We start from the raw sequence: 23,480 nt of genomic DNA, 5'->3' as shown, positions 1-23,480 counted from the left end.
ATGAACAAGGAACAACGGGATGGCGCATTGGCCGGCAAGCACGCGCTGGTGACGGGCGCCGGCAGCGGTATCGGCCTCGCCTGCGCTGGCGCCTTGCTGGAGGCGGGCGCCCGGCTCACCCTGGCCGGGCGCGACGGCGCGCGGCTGGCGCGCGCGCGCATGCAGCTGGAAGAGGCGGGCCACGCGGGCAGGGTGGCCATCTGCGTGCTCGACGTGAGCGTGGAAGCGTCCGTGCAGGCGGGTTTCGCGCAGGCGGCCGCGCATTTCGGCCGCATCGAGATATTGATCAATAACGCGGGCCAGGCGCATGCGGCGCCCTTCGGCAAGACGGATGCCGCCATCTGGCAGCAGATGCTGGCCGTGAACCTGACGGGCGTGTTCCACTGCTGCCAGGCCGCCATGCCGGGCATGCTGGAAGCGGGCTGGGGGCGCATCGTCAACGTGGCGTCGACGGCGGGCCTGAAAGGCTATCGTTACGTCAGCGCCTATGTCGCCGCCAAGCATGGCGTGATCGGCCTGACGCGCGCGCTGGCACTGGAAGTGGCGCCGCGCGGCGTCACCGTCAACGCCGTTTGCCCCGGCTACACGGAAACGGAAATGGTGGCGCAGGCCGTGCAGAACATCGTGCGCAAGACGGGGCGCGGCGAAGACGCGGCGCGCGCGGAACTGGCCGCCGCCAATCCGCAACAGCGGCTGGTGCAGGCGCGCGAAGTGGCCGATGCGGTGGCCTGGCTATGCCTGCCCGCGTCGGCCGCCATGAATGGACAATCGATCGCCGTCGCCGGCGGCGAAGTCATGTAACTGAATGAAGACCATGGATAAAGAAACCGATAATGTGCAAGACGAACCCGTGCTGGACCTGGCGAGCCGGCTGACGCAGGACCACCACCAGTCGCTCAAGCTGTGGCTGCGCATGCTCTCGTGCACGGTAAAAATCGAAAACGAGGTGCGCACGCGTTTGCGCGCCACCTTTGGCATCACCTTGCCCCGCTTCGATCTGATGGCGCAGCTCGAACGCTTTCCCGATGGTTTGCGCATGGGCGAACTGTCCAAGCGCATGATGGTCACGGGCGGCAATATCACGGGCATCACCGATCAACTGGAGCAGGAAAAACTGGTGGCGCGCGTGGTCGATCCGAAGGATCGCCGCTCCTACAGCGTCAAGCTGACGCCCGCCGGCAGGCGCGCGTTCGACGAGATGGCGCGCGTGCACGAAGGCTGGATCGCCGAACTGCTGCACGGCGTGACGCCGGACGACAAAACCCAATTGATCGACCTGCTGTCGCACATGAAGCAGCAATTGAATAACACTTCCCTCAAGGACTGACCATGCGCCATCTACCCGGCCAGCCGCAAGACCTGCCAGGCAACCGCGCCAGCCTGGCCCACTACGCCGCGCGGCATTTCCTGTTTTCCGTCGAAGGCGGCGTTGCCACCTTGACCCTGCACCGGCCCGAGCGCAAGAATCCGCTCACCTTCGATTCGTATGCGGAATTGCGCGAGCTGTTTCGCGCGCTGGCGCATGCGGACGACGTCAAGGCCGTGGTGATCACGGGCAGCGGCGATAATTTCTGCTCCGGCGGTGACGTGCACGACATCATCGGCCCCCTGACGAAGCTCGACATGCCCGGCCTGCTGGCGTTTACCCGCATGACGGGCGACGTGGTGAAAGCCATGCGTGCCTGTCCGCAGCCCATCATCGCCGCCATCGACGGCATTTGCGCGGGCGCTGGCGCCATGCTGGCGCTGGCCTCCGATATCCGCATCGGCACGGCGCGCAGCAAGACGGCCTTCCTGTTTACCCGCGTGGGCCTGGCCGGCTGCGACATGGGCGCTTGCGCCTTGCTGCCGCGCGTGATCGGCCAGGGCCGCGCCGCCGAGCTGCTGTACACGGGGCGCTCCCTGCCGGGGACGGAGGCTGAACGCTGGGGCTGGCTCAACCGCCTGGTCGAGCCGGAAGAACTGGCGCAGGCGGCGCAGCTGTTCGCCGCCGGCCTGGCCAGCGGCCCCACCTTCGCGCACGGCATGACGAAAAAAATGCTGCAGCAGGAGTGGAACATGGGCGTCGATGAAGCCATCGAGGCGGAGGCGCAGGCGCAAGCCATTTGCATGGCCACCAACGATTTCCACAGGGCCTATCACGCCTTCGTGGCGAAAGAAAAACCGCAGTTCGAGGGCGATTGACATGAGCAGTACACGCGACACGACTTACCTGGACTGGCCGTTTTTCGAAGCGCGCCATGCCGAACTTGAACGGGAGCTCGATGCCTGGGCGACTCTGCATCTGGACGACGCCCATGGCGCCGACGTCGATATGGCCTGCCGCGCGCTGGTGGCGCAACTGGGGCAGGGCGGCTGGCTCGCGCATGCTACCGGCGTCGATGGCAAGATCGACACGCGCGCCATTTGCCTGATGCGCGAAACCCTGGCGCGCCATAGCGGCCTGGCCGATTTCGCCTTTGCCATGCAGGGCCTGGGCTCCGGCGCCATCGGCCTGTTCGGCAGCGTTGAGAACAAGGCGCGCTATTTGCCGGACGTGGCCAGCGGCAAGCGCATCGCCGCCTTTGCCTTGTCCGAGCCGCAGGCCGGCTCCGACGTGGCTGCCATGGCGTGCGCTGCGCGCCGCGACGGCGAAGAGTATGTGCTCGACGGCGAAAAGACGTGGATCTCGAATGGCGGCATCGCCGACTTTTACGTGGTGTTCGCCCGCACGGGCGAGGCTCCGGGCGCGCGCGGCATCAGCGCTTTCATCGTCGACGCCGACAATCCCGGCCTGGAAATCGCCGAGCGCATCGCCGTCATCGCGCCGCATCCGCTGGCGCGCCTGCGCTTTGTCAATTGCCGCGTGCCCATGTCGCAGCGCCTGGGCGAGGCGGGGCAGGGTTTCAAGGTGGCGATGGCGACACTGGACGTGTTCCGCACCTCGGTGGCCGCCGCGGCGCTGGGCTTTGCGCGGCGCGCCTTCGATGAAGCGCTGCGCCACGCCATGGCGCGCCAGATGTTCGGCCAGACCCTGGCGGACTTCCAGCTGACGCAGGCCAAGCTGGCGCAGATGGCCACCGGCATCGACGCGGCCGCGCTGCTCACCTACCGCGCCGCCTGGCAGCGCGACCAGGGCCGCAAGGTAACGAAGGAAGCGGCCATGGCCAAGCTGACGGCCACGGAAACAGCGCAGCAGGTGATCGACGCGGCCGTGCAACTGTTCGGCGGCATGGGTGTGGTGAGCGACCATCCGGTCGAGCGCCTGTACCGCGAAATTCGCGCCTTGCGCATTTACGAGGGCGCCAGCGAAGTACAGCAATTGATCATCGCGCGCGAACTGCTGCGCGAGGCGGGACCCGTATGAATAACCAGGAAAGCAATATGCAAGTTTTACAACCACCAGGATGGGCCAGGCCGCGCGGCTATGCGAACGGCGTGGCCGCCAGCGGACGCACGGTGTACGTCAGCGGCATGATAGGCTGGGATGCGCAGGGCCAGTTCCATACGGACGATTTTGCGGGACAGGTGCGCCAGGCCTTGCAGAATATCGTCGCCGTGCTGGCCGAGGCGGGCGCCTTGCCCGAGCACATCGTGCGCATGAACTGGTATGTGCTCGACAAGAAAGAGTACGTGGCGGCGTACCCGCAAATCGGCGTGGCGTACCGCGAGCTGATCGGCAAGCATTTTCCAGCCATGACGGCCGTGCAAGTGGCCGGCCTGATCGAGGATCGTGCCAGAGTGGAAATCGAAGTGACGGCGGTGCTGCCTGATTAAATTTCCGTTACGAAATATTGCTTTTTGATATCTAAATTATAAATATAAAAATACCATCTATCGTGTTATATTGGTAATCGTAAGTGATGCGTCGTTTTACAATATTGATAATTGAGGTGCAAGATGCAGAACAATTTCAGAGTAGCAAGAGGTGCGATGTTGGCGATGTGCTTTGTGTGCATGGGTGCCCAGGCCGATTCCGGTACGTCATTACTCTCTCCCGCCTACCAAACGCAACTGGAGAACTGGCTGGGTGAAGGCCAGTTGTCTTTGAATAATATTTATACCAAGGCGGCCGGTGATACTTCGCTGGATTTTCACAAGGCATCCGATGGGCAGGGGCGCACTTTTTCTGTCATGGAGGCAAGCAACAGCTCTGGGCAGACTTGGCTCGTGGGTGGTTATAATCCGCAAAGCTGGAGTTCCACCGATGGCGTGCATGTGACGATGGACGATAGTTCCCGCACGGCTTTCCTGTTCAACTTGACGAGCGGTATCATGCTTCCGCAATTGAAGCAGTATTTCAATGGCGACGGGATAGGCAAAGATCAAACGTACAACAGTGCCGATTTCGGCCCCACCTTCGGCTACGGGCATGATTTGTATGTTCCGCGGGATCTGACGAACGGCGGCAGCTCTTTGCTGTACACCTACAATTATCTTGGGCAGCCATCGACTGGCGTCAGTCTGCTCGATGGCTCCATTTGGAAGGGCTACGATGTGACTTATGGTGCCCTCCAGGTATTTTCCATCAGTGCCGTGCCCGAGCCTGCCACATATGGAATGTTGCTGCTTGGCCTGGTTTCTCTGGCAGGTTTACGGTGCTTTGGCCGCCGTGTGGCAATAGGCGATGCCAGCGTTCGTGGCTGACCGTAGCGCCAATTTTTGCCTTCTGATTCACTTTTTTGAAGATGCTCACGGCAACGCCAGCCTTGCTGATTGCCGTGTTTCACCTTGCCCGGATCACCCCCGTTCGCCATGGTTCTGTCCCCGCTAAGCAGGGGGAGTTTCAGGAACTTCCCTCTCCCCCTGCTGCCTGGCCGTTCGCCGTGCCGCCTATCGCGTCTTCGTCAGATTAGCGGCGATCAGCCACCTGGCTGTCGACGTGCTCCGGCATCCGCGTGCAGAACGTCTCCCGCAACTGACGGTGACCTGACCTTTCGCAATGGCTACCTGCTGGTCGACTTGTCTTCCGTGCTCAGTCTGGCTCTGTTGGCGGTCGATGTCGGGTAGTGATGCTGGACTGGATCGTAACGTCATGCCGCCAGCGGTTCAGCGGCGTGCTGGCGCGCCAAAGGCTGCGCGGAAATGTCACTTGAGAGTGTCGCGTATGAGTAGACGGTTGGTCCCCCCGACTGGAATCGAACCAGTATCCCACGCTTAGGAGGCATGTGCACTATCCATTGTGCTACGGGGAGGACGCTCAGGCGTGGCAAGCTGCCATGCCGGATCCGGCGGCAAGGAGCGTACAGGACGTCCCATGTGTCGCGAATCGAGCGCAATTATAGCCGACAGTTTGCAAGATATGCCTATGCTTGCGCGAGTATCGGTACAATGCGTGCTTCATTCATCTAATCGGCGGCTGTTTTGCACACCAAGCGGTGTGCGCGAGACGGCGCCCGAGCACTCTTACTCATTTATGGCTGTCATTTCTCTTTCATCGGCGCAACTTGCGTTCGGTCACGTCGCGCTGCTCGATCACGCGGAATTTTCACTGGAAACCTCGGAGCGGGTCGGTTTGATCGGCCGCAACGGTACGGGTAAATCGTCGCTGTTGAAGGTTATTTCGGGCAAGTTCAAGCTCGATGACGGCTTGTTGGTAATGCAGCAAGGCATCAAGATCGCGTATGTGGAGCAGGAACCGCAATTCGACCCGGAAATGTCCGTGTTCGACGCCGTCGCTTCCGGCATGGGCGAATCGCAGGCGTGGCTGAAGGAATACGATGCGCTGACGGGCCAGTTTGGCCAGGGCAATGACGACGAACTGATGGAACGCATGCACGACATCCAGGTCAAACTCGATGCGGCCGATGCGTGGAGCTTGCCGAACAAGGTGGAAACCGTGCTCGACCGTTTGAACCTGACGGGCGACATGCTGATGAAAACCCTGTCCGGCGGGATGCAAAAGCGCGTGGCGCTGGCGCGCGCGCTGGTGTCGGCGCCCGACGTGTTGCTGCTCGATGAGCCGACCAACCATCTGGACTTCAGCTCCATCCTGTGGCTGGAAGGCTTGTTGCGCGACTTCAAGGGCAGCGTGCTGTTCATTACCCATGACCGCTCCTTCCTCGACAACGTTGCCACGCGCATCATCGAACTCGACCGCGGCCGTTTGCTGTCGTACCCGGGCAACTTCACGGCTTACCAGACCCGCAAGGCGGAGCAGCTGGAAATCGAAGAAGTGGAAAACGCCAAGTTCGACAAGTTCCTGGCGCAGGAAGAAGTGTGGATACGCAAGGGCGTCAAGGCCCGCCGCGTGCGCGACGAAGGCCGCGTGCGCCGCCTGGAAGCGCTGCGCCTGACGCGCAATGCGCGCCGCGAACAGCAGGGACAAGTCAAGCTGGACGTATCGGCCGGCGAACGCTCGGGCAAGATCGTGGCGGACCTGGAAAACGTCTCGAAGATTTACGGCGACAAGGTCATCGTCAAGGATTTCAGCGCCACCATCTTGCGCGGCGACAAGGTTGGCCTGATCGGCGCCAACGGCGCCGGCAAGACCACCTTGCTAAAGATGATCCTGGGCCAGGAAGAGTCGGACACGGGCACCATCCGCCTGGGTACCAAGCTGCAAGTGGCGTATTTCGATCAGATGCGCACGCAGCTGAACGAAGAGGCGAACCTGATGGAAACCATCGCGCCAGGCAGCGACTGGGTCGAGATCAATGGCCAGCGCCGTCACGTGATGACTTACCTGAACGATTTCCTGTTCGCGCCGGAACGCGCCCGTTCGCCCGTCAAGTCGCTATCCGGTGGCGAGCGCAACCGTTTGCTGCTGGCGCGCCTGTTCGCCAAGCCGGCCAACGTGCTGGTGCTCGATGAGCCGACCAATGACTTGGATATCGATACCCTGGAATTGCTGGAAGAGTTGCTGGAAGAATACACGGGCACCGTCTTCCTCGTCAGCCATGACCGCACCTTCCTCGACAACGTGGTCACGCAAGTGATCGTCGCCGAAGGCGAGGGCAAGTGGCGCGAATTCGTCGGCGGCTACACGGACTGGGAGCGCGTGCGCACCTTGCCGATCGCCACGGCGCCAGCCAGCAAACCGGCGGTCAAAGTCGAGGTTGCCGCACCGGCCGCCAAGCAGAAAAAGCTCAGCTACAAGGAACAGCGCGAGCTGGAAGAGTTGCCGAAACTGATCGCCAAGCTGGAAGATGAGCAATCGGTGCTGGCCGCCGAGCTGTCGCATCCGGACTTCTACAAGAAGACGCCAGCCGAAGGCAAGCGCCTGAACGCGCGCGTGGCCGAGATCGAAGGCGAATTGCTGGAAGCGCTGGAAAAGTGGGAGCAGATCGAGGCACGCGCCAACGGTTGATGCTTTTCTGTAGACCCTGTTGTAATTAAGTCAGGATTATTTGCCACGGCAACGGTCCGTCTTGATATAATTATATAATTATATTTATTACATCGGGGAATGCATGTTTGTCATGAAAAACACGCGTTCCGGACCACGGCGTCCGGCGCGTGGCTCCACATCCGATGCGCAGCAGCATGTTTGAGCGCGCCGCCTTGCCCCGGGTAGCGCCATTCCTGGCCTATCTCTCCTTTATTTTCATTGCCGACATGCTCGGCCGCCTGGGCGTTGCCGCACAGGACTTGCGCTGGCTGTACGCGGTCAAGATCGGCGTCGTGCTGGGCCTGTTGTTGTACTGGCGCCGCAGTTACACCGAATTGCAGTGGACGCCGTTGGGCGCGCGTGCCATTCTCGGAGCGCTGGCAAGCGGTGTTGTTGTTTTTCTGCTGTGGATTAATCTCGACGCCAGCTGGATGCGCATCGGCAACCCAGACGGCTTCGATCCCCGCACCGATGGCCGCATCGAGTGGAGCTTGGTCGTGCTGCGTATCGCGGGCGCGGCGCTGGTGGTGCCGGTGATGGAGGAGCTGTTCTGGCGCTCCTTCCTGCTGCGCTGGATCGACAAGCCGGATTTTTTGCGGACCGATCCGCGCCTTGCCAGTGCCAAGGCCTTCGTCATCAGCGTGTTGCTGTTTGGCTTTGAGCATAATTTATGGCTGGCAGGCATCGTTGCCGGTGCTGTCTACAGTTTGTTGTACATGCGTAGCCAGTCCCTGTGGTCGCCCATCCTCGCGCACGGCGTGACGAACGGCGTGCTGGGGTTCTGGATTATTTCTGGTGGGCACTGGATTTACTGGTAGTATTGCCTATCAACTGTGTGATCTTTCAAAGACAAAATCCATGTTGAATTCCTTGCGTAAAAAAGCCCTTGCCGCTGCCTTTACGGCTCCCCCACGCTTGCATGCTGCGCTCTTGTTCAGCACCTTGGCAGGTACCCTGGCCAGTGGCGCCGCGCTGGCAGATATCAGCGACACCATCAAGCCCTTCGTTGCCGCCTCCTATTCCTACGATGACAACCTGATGCGCTTGCCGGACGAGGTGCCGGGTTTTTCCGGCCCCCGTTCGGATACGTCGCGGATGCTGCAGGCGGGCTTTCTGTTCAACCGTCCCATCGGCCGCCAGATACTGACGGGCCAGGCCAAATGGTCGAAGGTGAGCTTCAACCGTTTCAGCCAGTTCGACTACGATGGCAAGGATTACCTGGCCGACCTGGAGTGGCACATCGCCAACCACCTGGAAGGCCATGTGGGCGCCAGTTATTCGCAAACCCTGACGCCGTTCAGCGACTTCCAAAGCACGGTGCGCAATTTGCGCACGGAGCGCCGCGAGTATGTGAATGGCGCCTGGCGCTTCCACCCCAGCTGGCGCGTGCGCGGCGGCCTGGCGCGTAACCGCTATTCGTACGACTTGCCATCGCAGGCCTTTTCCAACTGGACGGAAGACTCGACGGAATTTGGCGTCGACTACCTGGCGAGCAGCAATAGCCGCATCGGCCTGCAGCTGCGCCACCTGGACGGCAACTATCCGAATCGCGGTGCGCTCGATACCAGCATTTACGGCAATGGCTATACCCAGGACGAGATCAAGGCAAACGTCTATTGGGAACTCAGCGGCATCACGCAAATGGAGTTTCTGGGCGGCTGGGTGCGCCACCGCAACAGCTTGCTGTCCGGACACGATGTCAGCGGCACGAATGGTCGGCTGAGCGTGTACTGGAAGCCTTTGGGCAAGGTCAATTTCACGGGCGTCGTCTGGCGCGAATTCGGTTCGGTCGACAATTCGCTGGTGACGAGCAGCCTGAATACGGGCGCGAGCGTGGCGGCTACCTGGGCCGCGACGTCCAAGGTGAGCATCGATGCGCTGCTGCGCCAGGAACGGCGCGATTTCTCTGCCGTCAGCGGCCTGGTGCTGCCTGGCGACGGCCGCGACACCACCCGCACCGCCTCGCTTGGCGCCAACTATGCGCCACATCCGAAAATCCAGCTTGGCGTACGCCTGTTCCACGAGCGGCGCGAAGGCGTCGCCATCGTTGATAGCGGCGGCTATCGGGCCAAGGGTATTTCGTTCAATGGCAGCGTACAGTTTTAAAGATCAACATGACTGTCAATGATATACCTCTGATTTCGTTTTTTCAGCGCGTTCTCGATCCGATCATCATCATGGGCTTGCTGTATCTGATGACGGTCCTGTCGGGTTCGCCATTTACCGGCTATACGCTGGTGTTGATGATACTCGCCGTCTTCATTGCGTCGACGGTATTCCATCACGTCGATCCTTACCGTACCTGGCGCAGCGGGCGCATGTTGGCGTATGCGCGCGATATTCTGGTGGCCTGGACGATCACCGCGCTCATTCTGACCTTCCTCGGCTCGGCCACCGGCCTTGCCTATCACTTTGATACCCAGGTGGTGCTGGCCTGGTTCGTCCTCACGCCTTTCGTGCTGCTGGCCGGGCACCTGGCCGGCCGCAGGTTCAGCCTGCGTCCGGACGGCGACAGCGAAGTGCGCTCTGTGGTCATCATCGGTGCCAATGACGCCAGCCTGAAGTTTGCCACCATCATCGAGCGCAATCCGAATCTCTTCATGAGCGTGCGCGGCTTTTTCGACGATCGAACGGATGACCGCTGGCCGGAGACGATGCGCGAGCCAATGCTGGGTAAAATGACCGATATTGCCGCCTATGTGCGCGAACACAATATCAAGATGATATTCATCAGCCAGCCGATTTCGGCCCAGCCGCGCATCCGCAAGATGCTCGATGAGCTCGAAGATACGACGGCTTCCGTGTATTTTTTGCCGGATATTTACATTTTCGATCTGATGCAGGCGCGTTTCGACAACGTGGGCGGCATGCCCGTGATCGCCATCCGCGAATCACCGTTCACGGGCTTTAACAGCATGGTCAAGCGCAGTAGCGATATCGTGCTGGGTTTATTGATTCAGATTATGTTGCTGCCAGTGATGCTGCTCATCGCCATCGCCGTCAAGTTGACTTCGAAGGGGCCCGTGATTTTTCGCCAGCGCCGCTATGGTCTTTATGGCGAAGAGATTATTGTCTATAAATTTCGTTCAATGACGGTTAGCGAGGATGGCGACAAGGTGGTGCAAGCCACCAGGAATGACCAGCGCCTGACCTCCATTGGCGCTTTTCTGCGCAAGAGTTCGCTTGATGAATTACCGCAGTTTATCAACGTGCTGCAAGGGCGCATGAGTATCGTCGGGCCGCGTCCGCATGCGGTGGCGCACAACGAACAGTACCGCAAGCTGATCAAAGGCTATATGCTGCGCCACAAAGTCAAACCTGGCATCACCGGATGGGCGCAAGTCAATGGCTTGCGCGGCGAGACCGAGACCCTGGACAAGATGGAGGCACGTATACATTTTGACCTTGATTACTTGCGTAGCTGGTCATTATGGCTCGATTTGTGGATCATCATGCGCACCGTGAAGGTAGTGCTGAAACGCGATAACGCGCATTGACCGGCAGGAGGGAGCGATTTATTTTTCGCTCAGTCAATACGCGATAAAATATGCACAAGCAGATCATCCTCGGGATAGTCTGCAGCCCCCGCCCACTGACACAGTAGCTATGCTTGCTCTACGTTCGCATCTTGCGCCGCCCCATCCTTGCCGTCATCCACTGCCGGTGTATGGTGGATCAGCAGCGTGCGAGCAAGACATATTGCGTAAACAGAAATCTATTGCTTAAAAGCACTTTACTTCGAGAAGAAGTTCATTCAGGTAGGCTTTTCCGACAAGTCGACACGAGAAACAGTTGTTTTAAAACCTTCTTAATAGATTTTTATGCAAATAATTTCCCATTTCCTTGTATTTTGTGTATGATATTTTACTATATTGATAATTGTTTGCAGCAGATCATTGATTTCTGAAGATAGGTGTTGTTTTAGGCAATGCTCCCCTGTCGGAAGGAGCTTGCGTAGTGTTAATTAATTGCGTTTTTGGATGCTAAATCGAAGGAGTAATCTTGAATCATTTTCACAACTCTGCTTTGACACTCCGCAGATCAGTCGTCAATACGCGATTGTTGTGCGCTGCGTTGGCCGTCTTCGCCGTCGTCGGACTGACGGCCTGTGGAGGCAAGGAAAAAAAGGCCGGCCAGGCCCTGGCAAGCGTCAACGGCGAGGAAATCACGGTATTGCAACTGAATGACGAGCTGCAGCATGCCAATGTACCCGCAGTTCAGCAGGAAGCGGCCAGCAAGCAATTGCTGGAGTCCTTGATCGACCGCCAGTTATTGCAAAATGAGGCCGTGAAAGAAAAAATCGACCGTGACCCCAAGGTGGTGCAAGCTGTTGAACGTGCCAAGGCGTTGATCGTTGCCCAGGCGTATATGCAAAAACGCATCGGTGTAATTGCGAAGCCGACAGCGGCCGAGGTGGAGGAGTACTTTAACAAGAATCCGCCGTACTTTAGCCAGCGCAAACAGTTTGATATGCGTGAACTGGTTATCGCCTCGGCCGACATGAAGGATGAGTTGAAGAAAACGATGGATCGTGCGAAGTCGCTGGAAGAAGTGGCGGCATGGTTGGACACGAATCACGTCAAGTATGGCCGTATGCAACTGTCGCGTACCAGTGCCGATCTCGCGCCTGAATTGAGTGCCAAGCTGGCGGCAATGCCGGCAGGTCAGCTGTTCATCGTCCGCGAAGGTGAGCGTACCTTGTTGATTTCCCTGGCCGATATCAAGGAGAGCCCGGTGGCCCTGGCGCAAGCGACGCGGCAGATCGAACAGTTCCTGTTCAATAAGAAGAACAAGGATGCCGCGGAAGCCGAACTGAAACGTTTGCGCGCCAGCGCCAAGATCGAATACCTGAACAAGACCGAGAAGTCCGCATCCGCATCCGCTGCAGCCGTTTCAGCGCCGGCGGCGGCGCCCGTTGCTGCACCGCCGGCTCCGGCGGCTAACAATAGCGAGGTTGATGCGCGCGCCGGGCTGGGCTTGAAGTAAGAGCAGGCAGGTATTTTGAGGTACAACAGAGTTTTTAAAAGGATAGAGCAAATCATGAAACGACTTGCAATGTGGATGGCAGCTGTACTGATGGCTTGCAGCGTTGGTATGGCAGGCGCCGCCGAGGTATTGCTCGGTGCTGGTGATGTGCTGAAGATTTCCGTGTACGGCAGTCCTGATCTTGGTCTGGAAACACGCGTCAGCGAGGCCGGCAACATTACCTTCCCTTTGGTCGGGACCGTTGGTGTGGGAGGCTTGTCTGTTGCTGCGGCAGAGAAAAAGCTTGGCCAGGCGCTTGAAAGCGGCGGTTTTTTACGCAAGGCTCAGGTCAACATCATTGTGACTGCATTGCAGAGCCAACAAGTGTCTGTGCTGGGTCAGGTAAATCGCCCGGGGCGCTATCCGATTGAGGGCAAGCGTAGTCTGCTCGATATTCTGGCCATGGCTGGCGGCCAGAGTCCTGAAGGTGGCGATGTGGTTAGCTTGATACGCAAGCGTGCTGGCACCACCACCAAAGAGACTGTTGACATCGTCGACATGATGCGCAGTGCAGATCTGGCCCGCGACTTTGACTTGACTGGCAACGATGTCCTGTATGTCGAGCGGGCACCGCGCTTTTATATTTATGGCGAAGTGCAGCGTCCGGGAGCATTCCGCCTGGAGCGCTCGATGACTGTGTTGCAAGCCCTGTCCGTTGGCGGAGGTTTGACGCAGCGCGGTACCGAGCGTGGCGTGCGCATCAAGCGCCGCGATGCTGCCGGCGTCATGCAAGTGCTCGATGCCAAGCATGACGACATCGTTCAAATCGATGATGTTGTGTATGTCAAAGAAAGTTTGTTTTAAGCTGAATCGTTCCGGCGCGCCGGCCTGACTGGCTTTGTTTTACTGATATGAGAGTTAACCATGAATTTCCACCAGTTTTTACTCGTCTTGTTTGTCCGCAAACGAATTTTGCTATTCACTTTGCTCATCACGGTCGGGGCGACGGTGGCGGTCAGCCTCATGCTGCCCAAGACCTATAAGGGGACGGCGTCCGTATTGATTAGCTACAAAGGCGTCGATCCGGTGACCGGACTGGCATTGCCTATGCAGTTGTTGCCTGGCTATATGACGACGCAAATCGACATTATCAGCAGCAAGAACGTGGCGCTGAAGGTCGTCGATCAACTACGGCTGGCGGAAAGTCCCGCCGTCATTGCCCAGTTCAATGAGGTCACTGAAGGCAAGGGCACCGTGCGTGACTGGCTGGCGGATCTGTTGCTGTCCAAGCTGGAAATCGTGCCTTCGCGCGAAAGCAGTGTGGTCGATATCAGTTTCAAGGGCAACGACCCGCAGTTTGTCGCGGCCATCGCCAATGCTTTTGCCGATGAGTACCAAAAAACCAGTATTCAGCTGAAAGTCGATCCGCTGAAAAAGGTGGCCGTGTATTTCAATGAGCAAACGAAACTGTTGCGCGACAGCCTGGAAGCGGCGCAAAGCCGCCTGTCGAAGTACCAGCAAGATCACGGTATTGTCAGCGTGGATAACCGCCTCGACGTGGAATCGAACCGCCTGAACGACCTGTCGGCCCAATTGGTGGCCGCGCAAGGTCTGGCGATGGAGGCGTCGTCGCGCCAGCGCATGGCCGAAGGCAATGCGGGCTCTGAATCGCCCGATGTAGCGTCGAATCCGCTGGTCCAGAATTTGAAACTGAGCCTGGCAACGGCTGAATCGAAGCTTGCCGAGATGGCGCAGCGCCTGGGACGCAATCATCCACAATACGAAAGCCTGCGCGCCGAGGTCGAACGCATGCGCAGCGAACTGGCTGACAGCACGCGCGTGACGTCAAATTCGGTCAGCAAGAACGCCGGCATCATGCAACAGCGCGAAGGCTCCGTGCGCGCCGCGTTGACGGCGCAAAAAAACAAGGTGCTTGAGTTGAACCGTACCCGTGACGAAATGGGCGTGATGCAAAAAGATGTGGAAAGCGCCCAGCGTGCCTTCGATATCGCTTCGCAGCGCTTCTCGCAGACTAGTATCGAGGGCAAGTCTGAACAATCCGATATATTTTTGCTCAACCCTGCCGTGGCACCGATCAAGCCTGCTGGCCCCAAAGTCATGTTGAATACGCTGCTGGCCCTGTTCCTGGGCGGCTTGCTCGGTGTGGGCTTTTCCTTGCTGGCGGAAATGCTTGACCGCCGCGTGCGTTCGGAGGCTGACCTGAGCGAATTGTTGCAATTGCCTGTGCTCGGTTCGATCGACTGGAGTGCGCCGACGCGTCCGCGCCTGAACCGATTCAAATCGTTGTTGCCGCGTAGTTTGCGTTTTAATTAAGTAATTAAGTATTGGGGATAATATGAATCCAGCATTGCAACCGCTAGTATCTGCGACGCCGCGGACTGCCGACTCAAGCATCGGTGCACTTTTGCTTTCCTTGGGCAAGATCACGCCTGAAAGTGCCGAACGTGTCCTGCGCATGCAAAAAGAGTTGGGCATACGCTTTGGCGAGGCCGCCCAGCGTCTGGGGCTGGTGACTGAGGCTGATATCCAGCAAGTCCTGGCGCGCCAGTTTGACTATCCCTATCTGCAGCAGGGCGAGGGCAAGTATTCCGACAAGCTGATCGCTGCCTATCAGCCTTTCAGCCCGCAGGTGGAAACCTTGCGCGCCATCCGCAGCCAGCTGATGTTGCGCTGGATGGCGCTGGGCCGAAAATCGCTGGTGGTGGTCGGTGTCAATGATGGTGACGGCACCAGCTTGTTTGCTGCCAACCTGGCCGTGGTATTTTCCCAGTTGGGCGAACAGACTTTGCTGGTCGACGCCAACTTGCGTAATCCCAGCCAGCACGAGATTTTCGGCATGGAGGGACGCCAGGGTTTGTCGGACATCCTGGCCGGTCGAGCCGAACGCGATGTGATCACGCGCATTGAATCGTTTGTCGACCTGTCCGTGCTGGGCGCGGGCACCTTGCCGCCGAATCCGCAGGAACTGTTGAGCCGCCCGGCATTTTCCACCTTGCGCGCCGAACTCGAAGCGACGTATGACGTCGTGCTGTATGACTCGGCGGCATTCTCGCTCGGTTCCGATGCGTTGGCCCTGGCCGCACGCACCGGTGGCGTACTGCTGGTGGCACGCAAGAATTACACCCCTGTCGCCGACATCAATGCCATGACTGAACAGATGCTGCATAGCGGCGCGCAAGTAATTGGCTCGGTATTGGTGGACTTCTGATGAATACGAGCACTCGACCTAACCTGGTGAGCAAGCTGCAAGGCCGCGATTTTCTGCTGGAATGGCTGCCTGTAGTGGTTGGATTCGCAGTGCTGTATGTGCCATCGTTTTATAACTTGTTCACCGGCATTTGGATGACCGAGGAACAGGCGCACGGTCCCATTATTCTGCTGCTCGCGTTCTGGCTCATCTGGCGCCAGCGCGAACAGATATTGGCCGTTGCGCAATTTAACCGCGCACCACTGTTTGGCTGGCTGCTTTTCGTCGCCGGGCTCTTGATTTATATTGCCGGCCGTTCCCAGCAGATTCTTGCCTTCGAGATTGGCTCATTTGTCATGCTCACGGCGGCCATCCTGGTGCTCAAGCTGGGCACAGAGGCGCTGCGCGTGGCCTGGTTTCCGTTCTTCTTCATGTTGTTCATGATTCCGTTGCCAAGCTCGGTCGTCAGTGCGCTGACCTTGCCGATGAAGATGGCTGTCTCGTATGTGTGTGAGCATATCCTGTTCTGGTTCGGCTATCCGATCGCACGCACGGGCGTGATTCTGCAGATCGGCCAATACCAGCTTCTGGTCGCCGATGCTTGCGCCGGTCTGCAAACGCTGCTGACGCTGGAAGCGCTTGGCCTGTTCTATCTGAATCTGGTGCGTCATACCTCGGCCATCCGCAATATAGGCCTGGCGATCCTGATTATCCCCATTTCCTTTACCGCAAACGTGACGCGCGTGGTCACATTGACGTTGGTCACATATTATTTCGGCGATGCCGCAGGACAGGGTTTCCTGCATGGTTTTGCGGGGATGGTACTGTTCATCAGCGCGCTGGTGTTGATATTGAGCCTGGACTCCTTGCTGCAATGGCTGGCGCGGTTGTGGCACGCCCGAAAGGTGGCTTCATGAAAAAAAGTACGATGATCAGTTGGTCCATGGCGGCCATGATGCTGGTCGGCGCCTTGTGTACCAAGGCGGTCACGCCTACGGTGCGCTTGGCCGATACGCGTCCGCGAGTCATCCTGAGTACGGCGATTCCGGCCAAGTTTGGCGATTGGCAGGAAGATACGAGCCAGGTCGCTGCCGTGGTCAACCCCACCACGGCCGAAGAACTCAATAAAATTTATGCCGAAACGTTGTCGCGCACTTATGTGAACCAGCAGGGCGAGCGCATCATGCTGTCGATCGCCTATGGTACCGACCAACGTGACAATCTGTCCGTGCATTTCCCGGAGGGCTGCTATGGCGGACAGGGTTTTGCGGTAGGCGAGACTACCCAGATATCGTTGCCTACCAAGGCCGGTGCGATTGCCGTGTCACGCATGGTCGCCACACTCAATAACCGTATTGAGCCGATTACGTATTGGGTCGTCGTTGGCGACAAGGCCGTGCCCAGTTTGTGGGAAGTCAAGAAGGTCAAGCTGGGGTATGCCGTGCGGGGCCTGATCCCCGACGCGACTCTGATGCGGGTATCGAGTATCGGCGGCGATACGGAAGAGGGTTATCGGTTGCAGCAGGCGTTTGTTGATCAGTTACTGCAGGCCATGCCGGCGAACTTGCGCCAGCACTTTGCTGGCACCTCGCTGTAGCCGATGCTCTGACAGCGTTTCACCTTATTGAGCCCGGCGTCCACGCCGTGCATGGAATATATATGAGTTTTCCCCCCCAGAAACTGCGTTTGAACGCCACCCCGGTGCAAGCCGCACGGGCCAGGCAAGGCAAGGCCAAACAGGGCATGCCCGGTCTGTCCGCCTTCCTGCTGATTCTTGGAGGATTGGCGACAGCGCTCGTGCTTGGCATGGTCATCGCTCTCGGGGAGATACAGCTGACCGTCGTACTGACCGGAGCGCTGATCTTCATCCCAATCCTGCTTCTAGTGAGCACGAAGAAATTGATGCCCATCCTTTTCTTCGCCGTGTTCTTCATCGCAGGTTCTGTGCATTTTTTTTTCGAGATGCGTTTGGCGACATGGATGGCAAGCGGGCTGAGCGCCCTGTTTTTTATCCGGGCCATTCTCGAGAAGAGCCTGTCAAACAGCTTGGCGAAAGATCATCTGGCCGCCGACTCCCAGAGTGCGACGCGCGTCATTGTCGCCGTGTGGATATATTTAGCATTTTATGCCTTCAGTATTTTCCTCGGTCACGCCACCACTGGACAGTTGATTTCCACCCTGCGTTTCTGCTTGCCAATGTTTGGCGTGCTGTTTGCAATGTACTGGTTTGAATGGTCCGACAAACGCTTGTTGGTCTTGTGGTCGATAGTGTTAATAATTTCATATATGCAACTTCCACTGGTCGTATATCAGCACTTCTTCATGATAAGCAGCCTTGGCTGGGATAGCGTCGTCGGTTCCTTTGGTGCGAGTATGAGTCCGGTACTGATTCTGTTCATCGTCGCCGCCATGCTGTATATGCTGGCGCGCTGGGTACGCGGTATCAGCCCCCTGTGGCAGGTCGTTTCCGTGTTGCTGATTGGCCTCGTGATCATTTTGCTGGGAGAGGTCAAGGCGGTTTTCCTGTGGCTGCCGTTCGGCGTCTTCTGGATATTGCGGCGCAGGGTCATGAAAAATGTCATGGCGTTCATTGTTTTTGTGGCGATGATGTCGGTGATCAGTTCAGGCATCTTCATGACCTATCACGCCTTGTATTGGGGGGAGAGCACGAAGACGGAAACAACCGAAGACAAGGTGAATACCTTGGGCGCCTATGTGGTCGACCCAAATAACGTCAATTATGTCACCGGAGAGGTCAGCCGCGGTGCAACACTGGCGTTCTGGTACAACGATCCCGTACTCACCTTTCAGGAGCGCCTGATCGGCTCCGGTCCTGGTGCCAGCGCGGTCAGCACGACCGTTGGCCGCGGCGTGGTCGCGGCCCGCTACCGCAACCTGCAGATCGGCGCCACCGGTCTGGCGACGCTGCTGTGGGACGTCGGGATACTGGGAACTTTGGCGTACTTATCCATTTTTGTGCTCGGCATTCGCCTGGGCATTCGTTATGTGGCGCGTAGCGGGGAGAGCGCCGAGCGCTTGGCAATGGCTGACACGAGCACCATCATGCTGATGCTATTCATGAGTACGCTGGTGTATAACCGCACCTTGATAGACGAACCTCCCATGCAATTGCTGTGCTATTTCTGTCTGGGCTGCATCGTGCAGTTTATCCGCTTTAAACAGCCTGCGAGCGCTGTGAACGAGGCCGCTGAAACCCTGCCTGACAGGGGCAAGTATTTACGCGAAGTAATTGCCTAAATGAGTACCGCAAACACGGCGTTTGGCAACCTGGTCAAAAACAGTTCCATGATGTTCCTGCTCAATGTGGTGGGCGCAGGGGTGAGTGTGCTTACCATACCGGTGATGCTGGCTATTGCTGGCGTGGAAGCCTATGGCCATCTGGTACTGGTGCAGTCGATCGCCCTGACGGTATTTACCATTTGTGGCTTCCAGTATTGGCAAGGCATGCTGGTAGCATTGCCGGGCCATAAGATCGAGGCCGCGACGTTGCGCAGCGCTGTCATCAAAAGCGCGCGTTATGAACTGCTGGCGATGGTGGCTGTGGTGCTGGTGGCCTGCGGCTTGGCCATCTCGACATTGCCGCAAGTTGCGGATTTTTCCGGGTTCAATTTGTTGTTGCTGTCTCTGGCTGCGGTCTTTCCCGTGATCGGCACGCACAATGCCTATTTCAGGCTGGTCAATCAATACAATGTGCTGATGTATGCCGGTTTCCTGACCAATCTGTTCAAGCTGGCTGTGCTGTTTGTCGTGTCGCGCTATCAGCCCACCTTGTCGAGCATGGTACTGGCGTATACGGTGCCGGAAGTGCTGCGTTGCCTGATCCTGTTCTACCTGATCTTTCGTAACCAAAGCGGGATCGAAGGAGCGTTTCCCGAGACTGAGTTGCGTCAGGGGCGCCTGATGGAAGCTGGCAAATGGAGTACCTTGCAGGCAATCTGCGACCTGCCCGTGGTGCAACTGGACCGTATCATTATTGGTTTCGCTTTGCCCGGGGCCAGCCTCGGTGTATTCAGTATTCTAAAGCGTATCTATTCTCTGGTGAATCTGGCCACAGCGCCATTTTATTCCACTTCGATTCCTGAATTTGCCGCACGCGTTAATGCAGGCGATTTGAAGGGGGCATTCATCTTGTGGATCAAGACGATGAAGATGTTGTTTGGTGTGACAGCCGCGGCCGGTGTCCTGTGTTATGCGAGTGAATTCCTCTGGATGCCGAGACTCTTTCCTGTGCTGCAAGATTATTTGCCGGAATTTACAGTCGTTCTTTTGACCGCAGTCATCGCCGGCACTTTCGTGACCACGCATTCGTTTTATTGGGCGCTCGGAAAATTGCGGCAAACGACCATCATTTCCGTGGCGACAAATGCCTTGTATTTGCTGGAATTGTGGCTGTTGACTGTGTATTTTGGCTTGTTTGGTGCTGTATTTGCCTTCCTTATCCATGTCATATTTGTTGCCGCTGTAAAAATCGTCTTGCTGCGAAAAATCGCCTTGAGAAATAAATGATCCCCAAAATTATTCATTACTGCTGGTTCGGCCGGGGCGAAATGAGTACCTTGCATCGCCGCTGTGTCGAATCCTGGAAGAAGTATTGTCCGGAATATGAGTTGAAGTTATGGAATGAGGATAATGCCGATATCGACAATGATTATTGTCGGGAGGCGATTATTCAAAAGAAGTGGGCTTTCGTTGCCGACTGGGTGCGTTTCGATGTGCTGTCCAGGCATGGTGGCATCTATCTTGATACGGACCTGGAGCTGATCACATCGCTCGATTCCCTGCTGGGTTTGCATGGTTGCCTGATGGCCCGCGAAACGATCAAGGATGTGGGCCAAGGCTACGGTGCGGGTTTTCTGGCGTGCGAAGCTGGTAATCGCGTGATGGCGACGGCCCGCAGCCTGATTTTGCGCGAGCTGATTGCACAGCGCCTATTCGCTACTTCGCCCGTGGTGCTGAAGAAAGCGGTGGAACTCGATCTCGGCGGGAACAGCACGCAACTTGAACCGGTTACCTTTTACCCGTTCAATCCGTATGATCGCAGCAACCCGGACAATGCGATGCAACTGATGTATAGCGACATCACGCCGCAGACTATAGGCATTCATCATTATGGACTGAACGTGTCGTGGGTCGATAGCCGCATCAAGCGGCTGATCTTCAAGATAGTTAAACGGATGGCCCTGCAGCGCCGTTGGGATATTTCCTTTACACCATTCGAGAACGTCACACGTATCGCCGATGTTGGGTAATGCCCTGGCAATTTTAAATTTTTTTGCAGCGCTTGGATCATGAAGTGCGGTGCGATTCACTGGAAAGAAGTCGTGTGCTCAAAACGTAGCGGGTCCTGAGGAAGAACCCGCTACGGCTTGGTGAATAATCACACTCATCTAGACAGGTGGAGGCCTGGCAGTTAATAGGCAAGAACTATTCAATCTTCGTGAATCGAGACTTCCTATGCAAAGAATTCCATCGAATACGTCAATCTGGCTGAATGTCATGCGCGCCTTGGCTGCTCAGGCCGTTGTTGTTGGGCATGCTAATGACCTGTTTTTTGACTATGCAGCGACAACTGGCGGCTGGTTGCCAGAGCTGGCGCATATGTGCGGCTCGAGCGCTCACAAGGCTGTCATCATGTTTTTTGTCATGAGTGGCTTTCTGATCGGCGGGCCGGTGATTGATGCCCTGCGAGCAGGGCGCTTCGATTCCTTCAAATATTTCATCGACAGATTGACGAGATTATGGATCGTCATTCTTCCCGCCTTACTGATGACAGCCTTGCTCGATGCACTGGCCTTCCGCTACGGCGATGGCGTATCTTTGCTCGCCAGCCGTACTCCTTTCTTTCCTGCATGGTGGAGCAGCATAGAGCCGGATTCTATCAGGACATTTGTATTGAATGTATTTTTCCTGCAAATGATAATTGGTTTTCAGTACGGAACTAATCTATCGTTATGGAGTCTATCCAATGAGTTCTGGTATTACATATTGTTGCCTGCGGGCTTGGGTATATTTTATCTTAAAAGGAAAAAAAGAATACTGTCAGTCATATTGACTATTGTTATTCTGCTCTTGCTTTTAAGCTCTGCCAAGCCGAATGATGTTGATCGGCCCCTTAATTATTTCATGATGTTTATTATATGGATGCTGGGTGCGCTAGTTTATTGTTATTATGAAAGTTCATGGCGGCGTTGGTCATCCGTGATTCTTCTTGTTACCGGGATTCTCTTGCTTGTATTTTTTAAATTAATTTATCCAGATTCGCTGGGGCGTGATTTTTCGATTGGCTTTTTTACAGCCGCCTTTATTTTGATGGCCAAGGATGTCCCAGCGATTTATTTTAAAAAACTTTTCAATTTTCTCGCCGGTTATAGTTTTTCATTATACGCATTGCATCTTCCATTGATTTTCTTTATCATGAGTTTTGATCAGAAATTGGCTGCGCCGCAGCCTGTTCGTATCGATACGGTAGTTCACTTCATGCTGTATTTATTGGCCGTCAATGGTGCTTCAATTCTGTTGTGGGCAGTAACTGAACGACATACGGCTGCTGTGAGGAATTTTGTGTTTTCGAGGCTGATCAATCCACGACTGGCCTGATGGTGGAAGATGTGCATGCCTTGAATGTTTACTCAAGCGCCAAGTTTTGTAAGCAAAACGCCAAGGTTTTCTGGTGTTGACTTTTTTGCTGTATGGCATCAAGCTATCCAGATATGAAAAAGTTAAATATCATGCGTTCGGAGGAGAAATGTTATCAATTATCGTATTTGTTTTTCGTTTAAATATATTCCAGAAATTTTATGTGCGCATAAAGTCTTTGGTGCGGAAGGTTGATTTGCCAACATTGGATGTGGTTGCTGATTTCGAGAACATTCTGATTGTCGCCCACCCTGATGATGATGTAATATTTTTTTATGATTACATCAAGGAGTACAAGCCGTTTGTGGTATGCCTGACCAATGGCGACAATTTGGCGCGCCACACGGAGTTTATTTTTGCAATGAGGGCACTGGGAGTAAAGGGTGTCATTCATGATTTCAAAGACGTTGTTAATGAACCCTTGCCGGACTTCGAACTGGCAAGCGTTCTTTCTCACTACTTGTCGCTGAAGACTTGGCATGCCGTTGCTACCCACAATGCCGAAGGCGAATATGGCCACATGCACCATATGCAAATTTCCAACTGCGTCAGAAAATTAGTTGATTTTTCATCGTCAGTGCTGTTGATGCCACCTGTCTTGAACGAGCTGGAAACGCCGAAATTTCTCGCAAAAAATATCAATGCGAAAGTAAATTTCCTGGAGAAGTTTTATGTTACACAAGCCCCTAACATATTATATTCCGGACCGGTTTATCGCCGCTGGGTAAATTTCGAGGGCCTCGTTCAACAATTGCCGACTTGAGACATAAAAAAGGATGTGCAAGCTGGGCCATGCTGCTGAAGAATGACGGCGAGAAATGCCATGATGATGGAACTGCAGATTTATTTAACGGCCACCATTTCCCGTGCGCCTCAGTCTAAGTAGTTATAATATTCTCATAACTTGTTTTCGGCCATGTAAACATATATTCAACATCGGATATGCTGCGTGAAGGCAAGGTCCCGCTCTTCTGAATATCCAAAGATATTGCAATTGATTGTCTGGAAGCTTTCCACATTTTCCCTCGTCTACATTTTTCATTATACGCATTGAATTGCATCTGCCTTTTCTGGCGCAGGCATCCTTGATGCATGATTGTCAGTTCCATAGTTTATGGGGACGCTACAGCATTGGCATTAATTTGTATCAACGCTGTGATGGCTGCAGCCGTATGCAACGCCTCTTGAATTTTTTGCATTTGAAAAATTGATAAATTTTCCTGCAGGGAAGTGCATTTTATTCGTCTGATAAATTAAAATTCAATCATTGTTTCAGTGGTGGTATTTAAGTTTGCAGCAATGAAAATTTGATGAGTTATGAGAAATATTTCCAATATGGTT

General features: G+C 56.0%; 21 protein-coding genes and 1 tRNA gene. 21 read left to right on the top strand and 1 reads right to left on the bottom strand.

What is annotated here, in order from left to right; all coding sequences use genetic code 11:
- The 6 genes from ACQ4WY_RS20060 to ACQ4WY_RS20035 all read left to right on the top strand — a co-directional run bounded on the left by ACQ4WY_RS20060 (position 1) and on the right by ACQ4WY_RS20035 (position 4,626).
- Positions 1–801: an SDR family NAD(P)-dependent oxidoreductase gene (locus tag ACQ4WY_RS20060; protein ID WP_436505532.1), complete on the top strand. Its 801-nt coding sequence runs from the start codon at positions 1–3 to the stop codon at positions 799–801.
- Between the two features lie 13 nt (positions 802–814).
- The gene (locus ACQ4WY_RS20055) at positions 815–1,327 is read left to right on the top strand and encodes a MarR family winged helix-turn-helix transcriptional regulator (protein WP_436505530.1); all 513 of its coding nucleotides are present in this window, start codon (positions 815–817) and stop codon (positions 1,325–1,327) included.
- Between the two features lie 2 nt (positions 1,328–1,329).
- Positions 1,330–2,184, top strand: a complete 855-nt coding sequence (locus ACQ4WY_RS20050) for an enoyl-CoA hydratase family protein (RefSeq protein WP_353658420.1) — start codon at positions 1,330–1,332, stop codon at positions 2,182–2,184.
- Between the two features lies 1 nt (position 2,185).
- Positions 2,186–3,346, top strand: a complete 1,161-nt coding sequence (locus ACQ4WY_RS20045; RefSeq protein WP_436505528.1) for an acyl-CoA dehydrogenase family protein — start codon at positions 2,186–2,188, stop codon at positions 3,344–3,346.
- A 17-nt stretch (positions 3,347–3,363) separates the two neighbouring features.
- Positions 3,364–3,756: a RidA family protein gene (locus ACQ4WY_RS20040; RefSeq protein ID WP_426088825.1), complete on the top strand. Its 393-nt coding sequence runs from the start codon at positions 3,364–3,366 to the stop codon at positions 3,754–3,756.
- A gap of 123 nt (positions 3,757–3,879) precedes the next feature.
- On the top strand, positions 3,880–4,626 hold the full coding sequence (locus tag ACQ4WY_RS20035) for a PEP_CTERM-anchored TLD domain-containing protein (protein ID WP_436505527.1): 747 nt from the start codon (positions 3,880–3,882) through the stop codon (positions 4,624–4,626).
- A 473-nt stretch (positions 4,627–5,099) separates the two neighbouring features.
- Here ACQ4WY_RS20035 and ACQ4WY_RS20030 read toward each other — a convergent pair.
- Positions 5,100–5,174 (bottom strand) — tRNA-Arg (locus ACQ4WY_RS20030).
- 221 nt (positions 5,175–5,395) lie between these two features.
- Between ACQ4WY_RS20030 and ACQ4WY_RS20025 the strand changes: the two genes are divergently transcribed.
- From ACQ4WY_RS20025 to ACQ4WY_RS19955, 15 genes are all read left to right on the top strand, one after another.
- The gene (locus tag ACQ4WY_RS20025; RefSeq protein WP_353658416.1) at positions 5,396–7,288 is read left to right on the top strand and encodes an ATP-binding cassette domain-containing protein; all 1,893 of its coding nucleotides are present in this window, start codon (positions 5,396–5,398) and stop codon (positions 7,286–7,288) included.
- Between the two features lie 176 nt (positions 7,289–7,464).
- The gene (locus ACQ4WY_RS20020) at positions 7,465–8,127 is read left to right on the top strand and encodes a CAAX prenyl protease-related protein (protein WP_436505525.1); all 663 of its coding nucleotides are present in this window, start codon (positions 7,465–7,467) and stop codon (positions 8,125–8,127) included.
- Between the two features lie 40 nt (positions 8,128–8,167).
- Positions 8,168–9,415 (top strand): XrtB/PEP-CTERM-associated polysaccharide biosynthesis outer membrane protein EpsL, encoded by a 1,248-nt coding sequence (gene epsL, locus ACQ4WY_RS20015; RefSeq protein ID WP_353658414.1) that lies wholly within the window; start codon positions 8,168–8,170, stop codon positions 9,413–9,415.
- 8 nt (positions 9,416–9,423) lie between these two features.
- Positions 9,424–10,806, top strand: a complete 1,383-nt coding sequence (locus tag ACQ4WY_RS20010) for an undecaprenyl-phosphate glucose phosphotransferase (protein ID WP_353658413.1) — start codon at positions 9,424–9,426, stop codon at positions 10,804–10,806.
- A gap of 505 nt (positions 10,807–11,311) precedes the next feature.
- On the top strand, positions 11,312–12,295 hold the full coding sequence (locus ACQ4WY_RS20005; protein ID WP_436505523.1) for an EpsD family peptidyl-prolyl cis-trans isomerase: 984 nt from the start codon (positions 11,312–11,314) through the stop codon (positions 12,293–12,295).
- Positions 12,296–12,349: 54 nt separating this feature from the next.
- A complete protein-coding gene (epsE, locus tag ACQ4WY_RS20000) occupies positions 12,350–13,138 on the top strand; it encodes a polysaccharide export protein EpsE (RefSeq protein ID WP_353658410.1) in 789 nt (262 codons plus the stop codon).
- 60 nt (positions 13,139–13,198) lie between these two features.
- On the top strand, positions 13,199–14,608 hold the full coding sequence (epsF, locus tag ACQ4WY_RS19995) for a chain length determinant protein EpsF (protein WP_436505522.1): 1,410 nt from the start codon (positions 13,199–13,201) through the stop codon (positions 14,606–14,608).
- A 22-nt stretch (positions 14,609–14,630) separates the two neighbouring features.
- Positions 14,631–15,503: a chain length determinant protein tyrosine kinase EpsG gene (gene epsG / locus ACQ4WY_RS19990; RefSeq protein ID WP_353658408.1), complete on the top strand. Its 873-nt coding sequence runs from the start codon at positions 14,631–14,633 to the stop codon at positions 15,501–15,503.
- The gene (xrtB, locus tag ACQ4WY_RS19985) at positions 15,503–16,399 is read left to right on the top strand and encodes an exosortase B (protein WP_353658407.1); all 897 of its coding nucleotides are present in this window, start codon (positions 15,503–15,505) and stop codon (positions 16,397–16,399) included. The genes epsG and xrtB overlap by 1 nt, the downstream gene beginning before the upstream one ends.
- Entirely contained in the window at positions 16,396–17,079 is a 684-nt protein-coding gene (gene epsI / locus ACQ4WY_RS19980; protein WP_353658406.1) for an exosortase-associated protein EpsI, B-type, read from the top strand. Before xrtB ends, epsI begins: the two co-directional genes overlap by 4 nt.
- Before the next feature lie 62 nt (positions 17,080–17,141).
- Positions 17,142–18,740, top strand: coding sequence for a hypothetical protein (locus tag ACQ4WY_RS19975; protein WP_436505520.1), 1,599 nt, complete (start codon positions 17,142–17,144; stop codon positions 18,738–18,740).
- Positions 18,741–20,009 carry a lipopolysaccharide biosynthesis protein gene (locus ACQ4WY_RS19970; protein WP_436505518.1) on the top strand — a complete coding sequence of 423 codons (1,269 nt, stop codon included), beginning with the start codon at positions 18,741–18,743 and terminating at the stop codon, positions 20,007–20,009. It abuts the gene before it with no gap.
- On the top strand, positions 20,006–20,752 hold the full coding sequence (locus tag ACQ4WY_RS19965; protein WP_436505517.1) for a glycosyltransferase family 32 protein: 747 nt from the start codon (positions 20,006–20,008) through the stop codon (positions 20,750–20,752). Before ACQ4WY_RS19970 ends, ACQ4WY_RS19965 begins: the two co-directional genes overlap by 4 nt.
- Positions 20,753–20,957: 205 nt before the next feature.
- Positions 20,958–22,100, top strand: coding sequence for an acyltransferase family protein (locus tag ACQ4WY_RS19960; RefSeq protein WP_436505516.1), 1,143 nt, complete (start codon positions 20,958–20,960; stop codon positions 22,098–22,100).
- A 148-nt stretch (positions 22,101–22,248) separates the two neighbouring features.
- Entirely contained in the window at positions 22,249–22,902 is a 654-nt protein-coding gene (locus tag ACQ4WY_RS19955; protein WP_436505515.1) for a PIG-L family deacetylase, read from the top strand.
- The last annotated feature ends 578 nt before the right edge of the window (positions 22,903–23,480 follow it).

Source organism: Janthinobacterium salmonicoloratum (assembly GCF_051380845.1).
In the GTDB taxonomy this organism is placed as follows: Bacteria; Pseudomonadota; Gammaproteobacteria; order Burkholderiales; family Burkholderiaceae_D; genus Janthinobacterium; species Janthinobacterium lividum_F.
The sequence above is the reverse complement of the archived record's forward strand: the minus strand, read 5'-3'. Positions and strand labels throughout refer to the sequence as shown.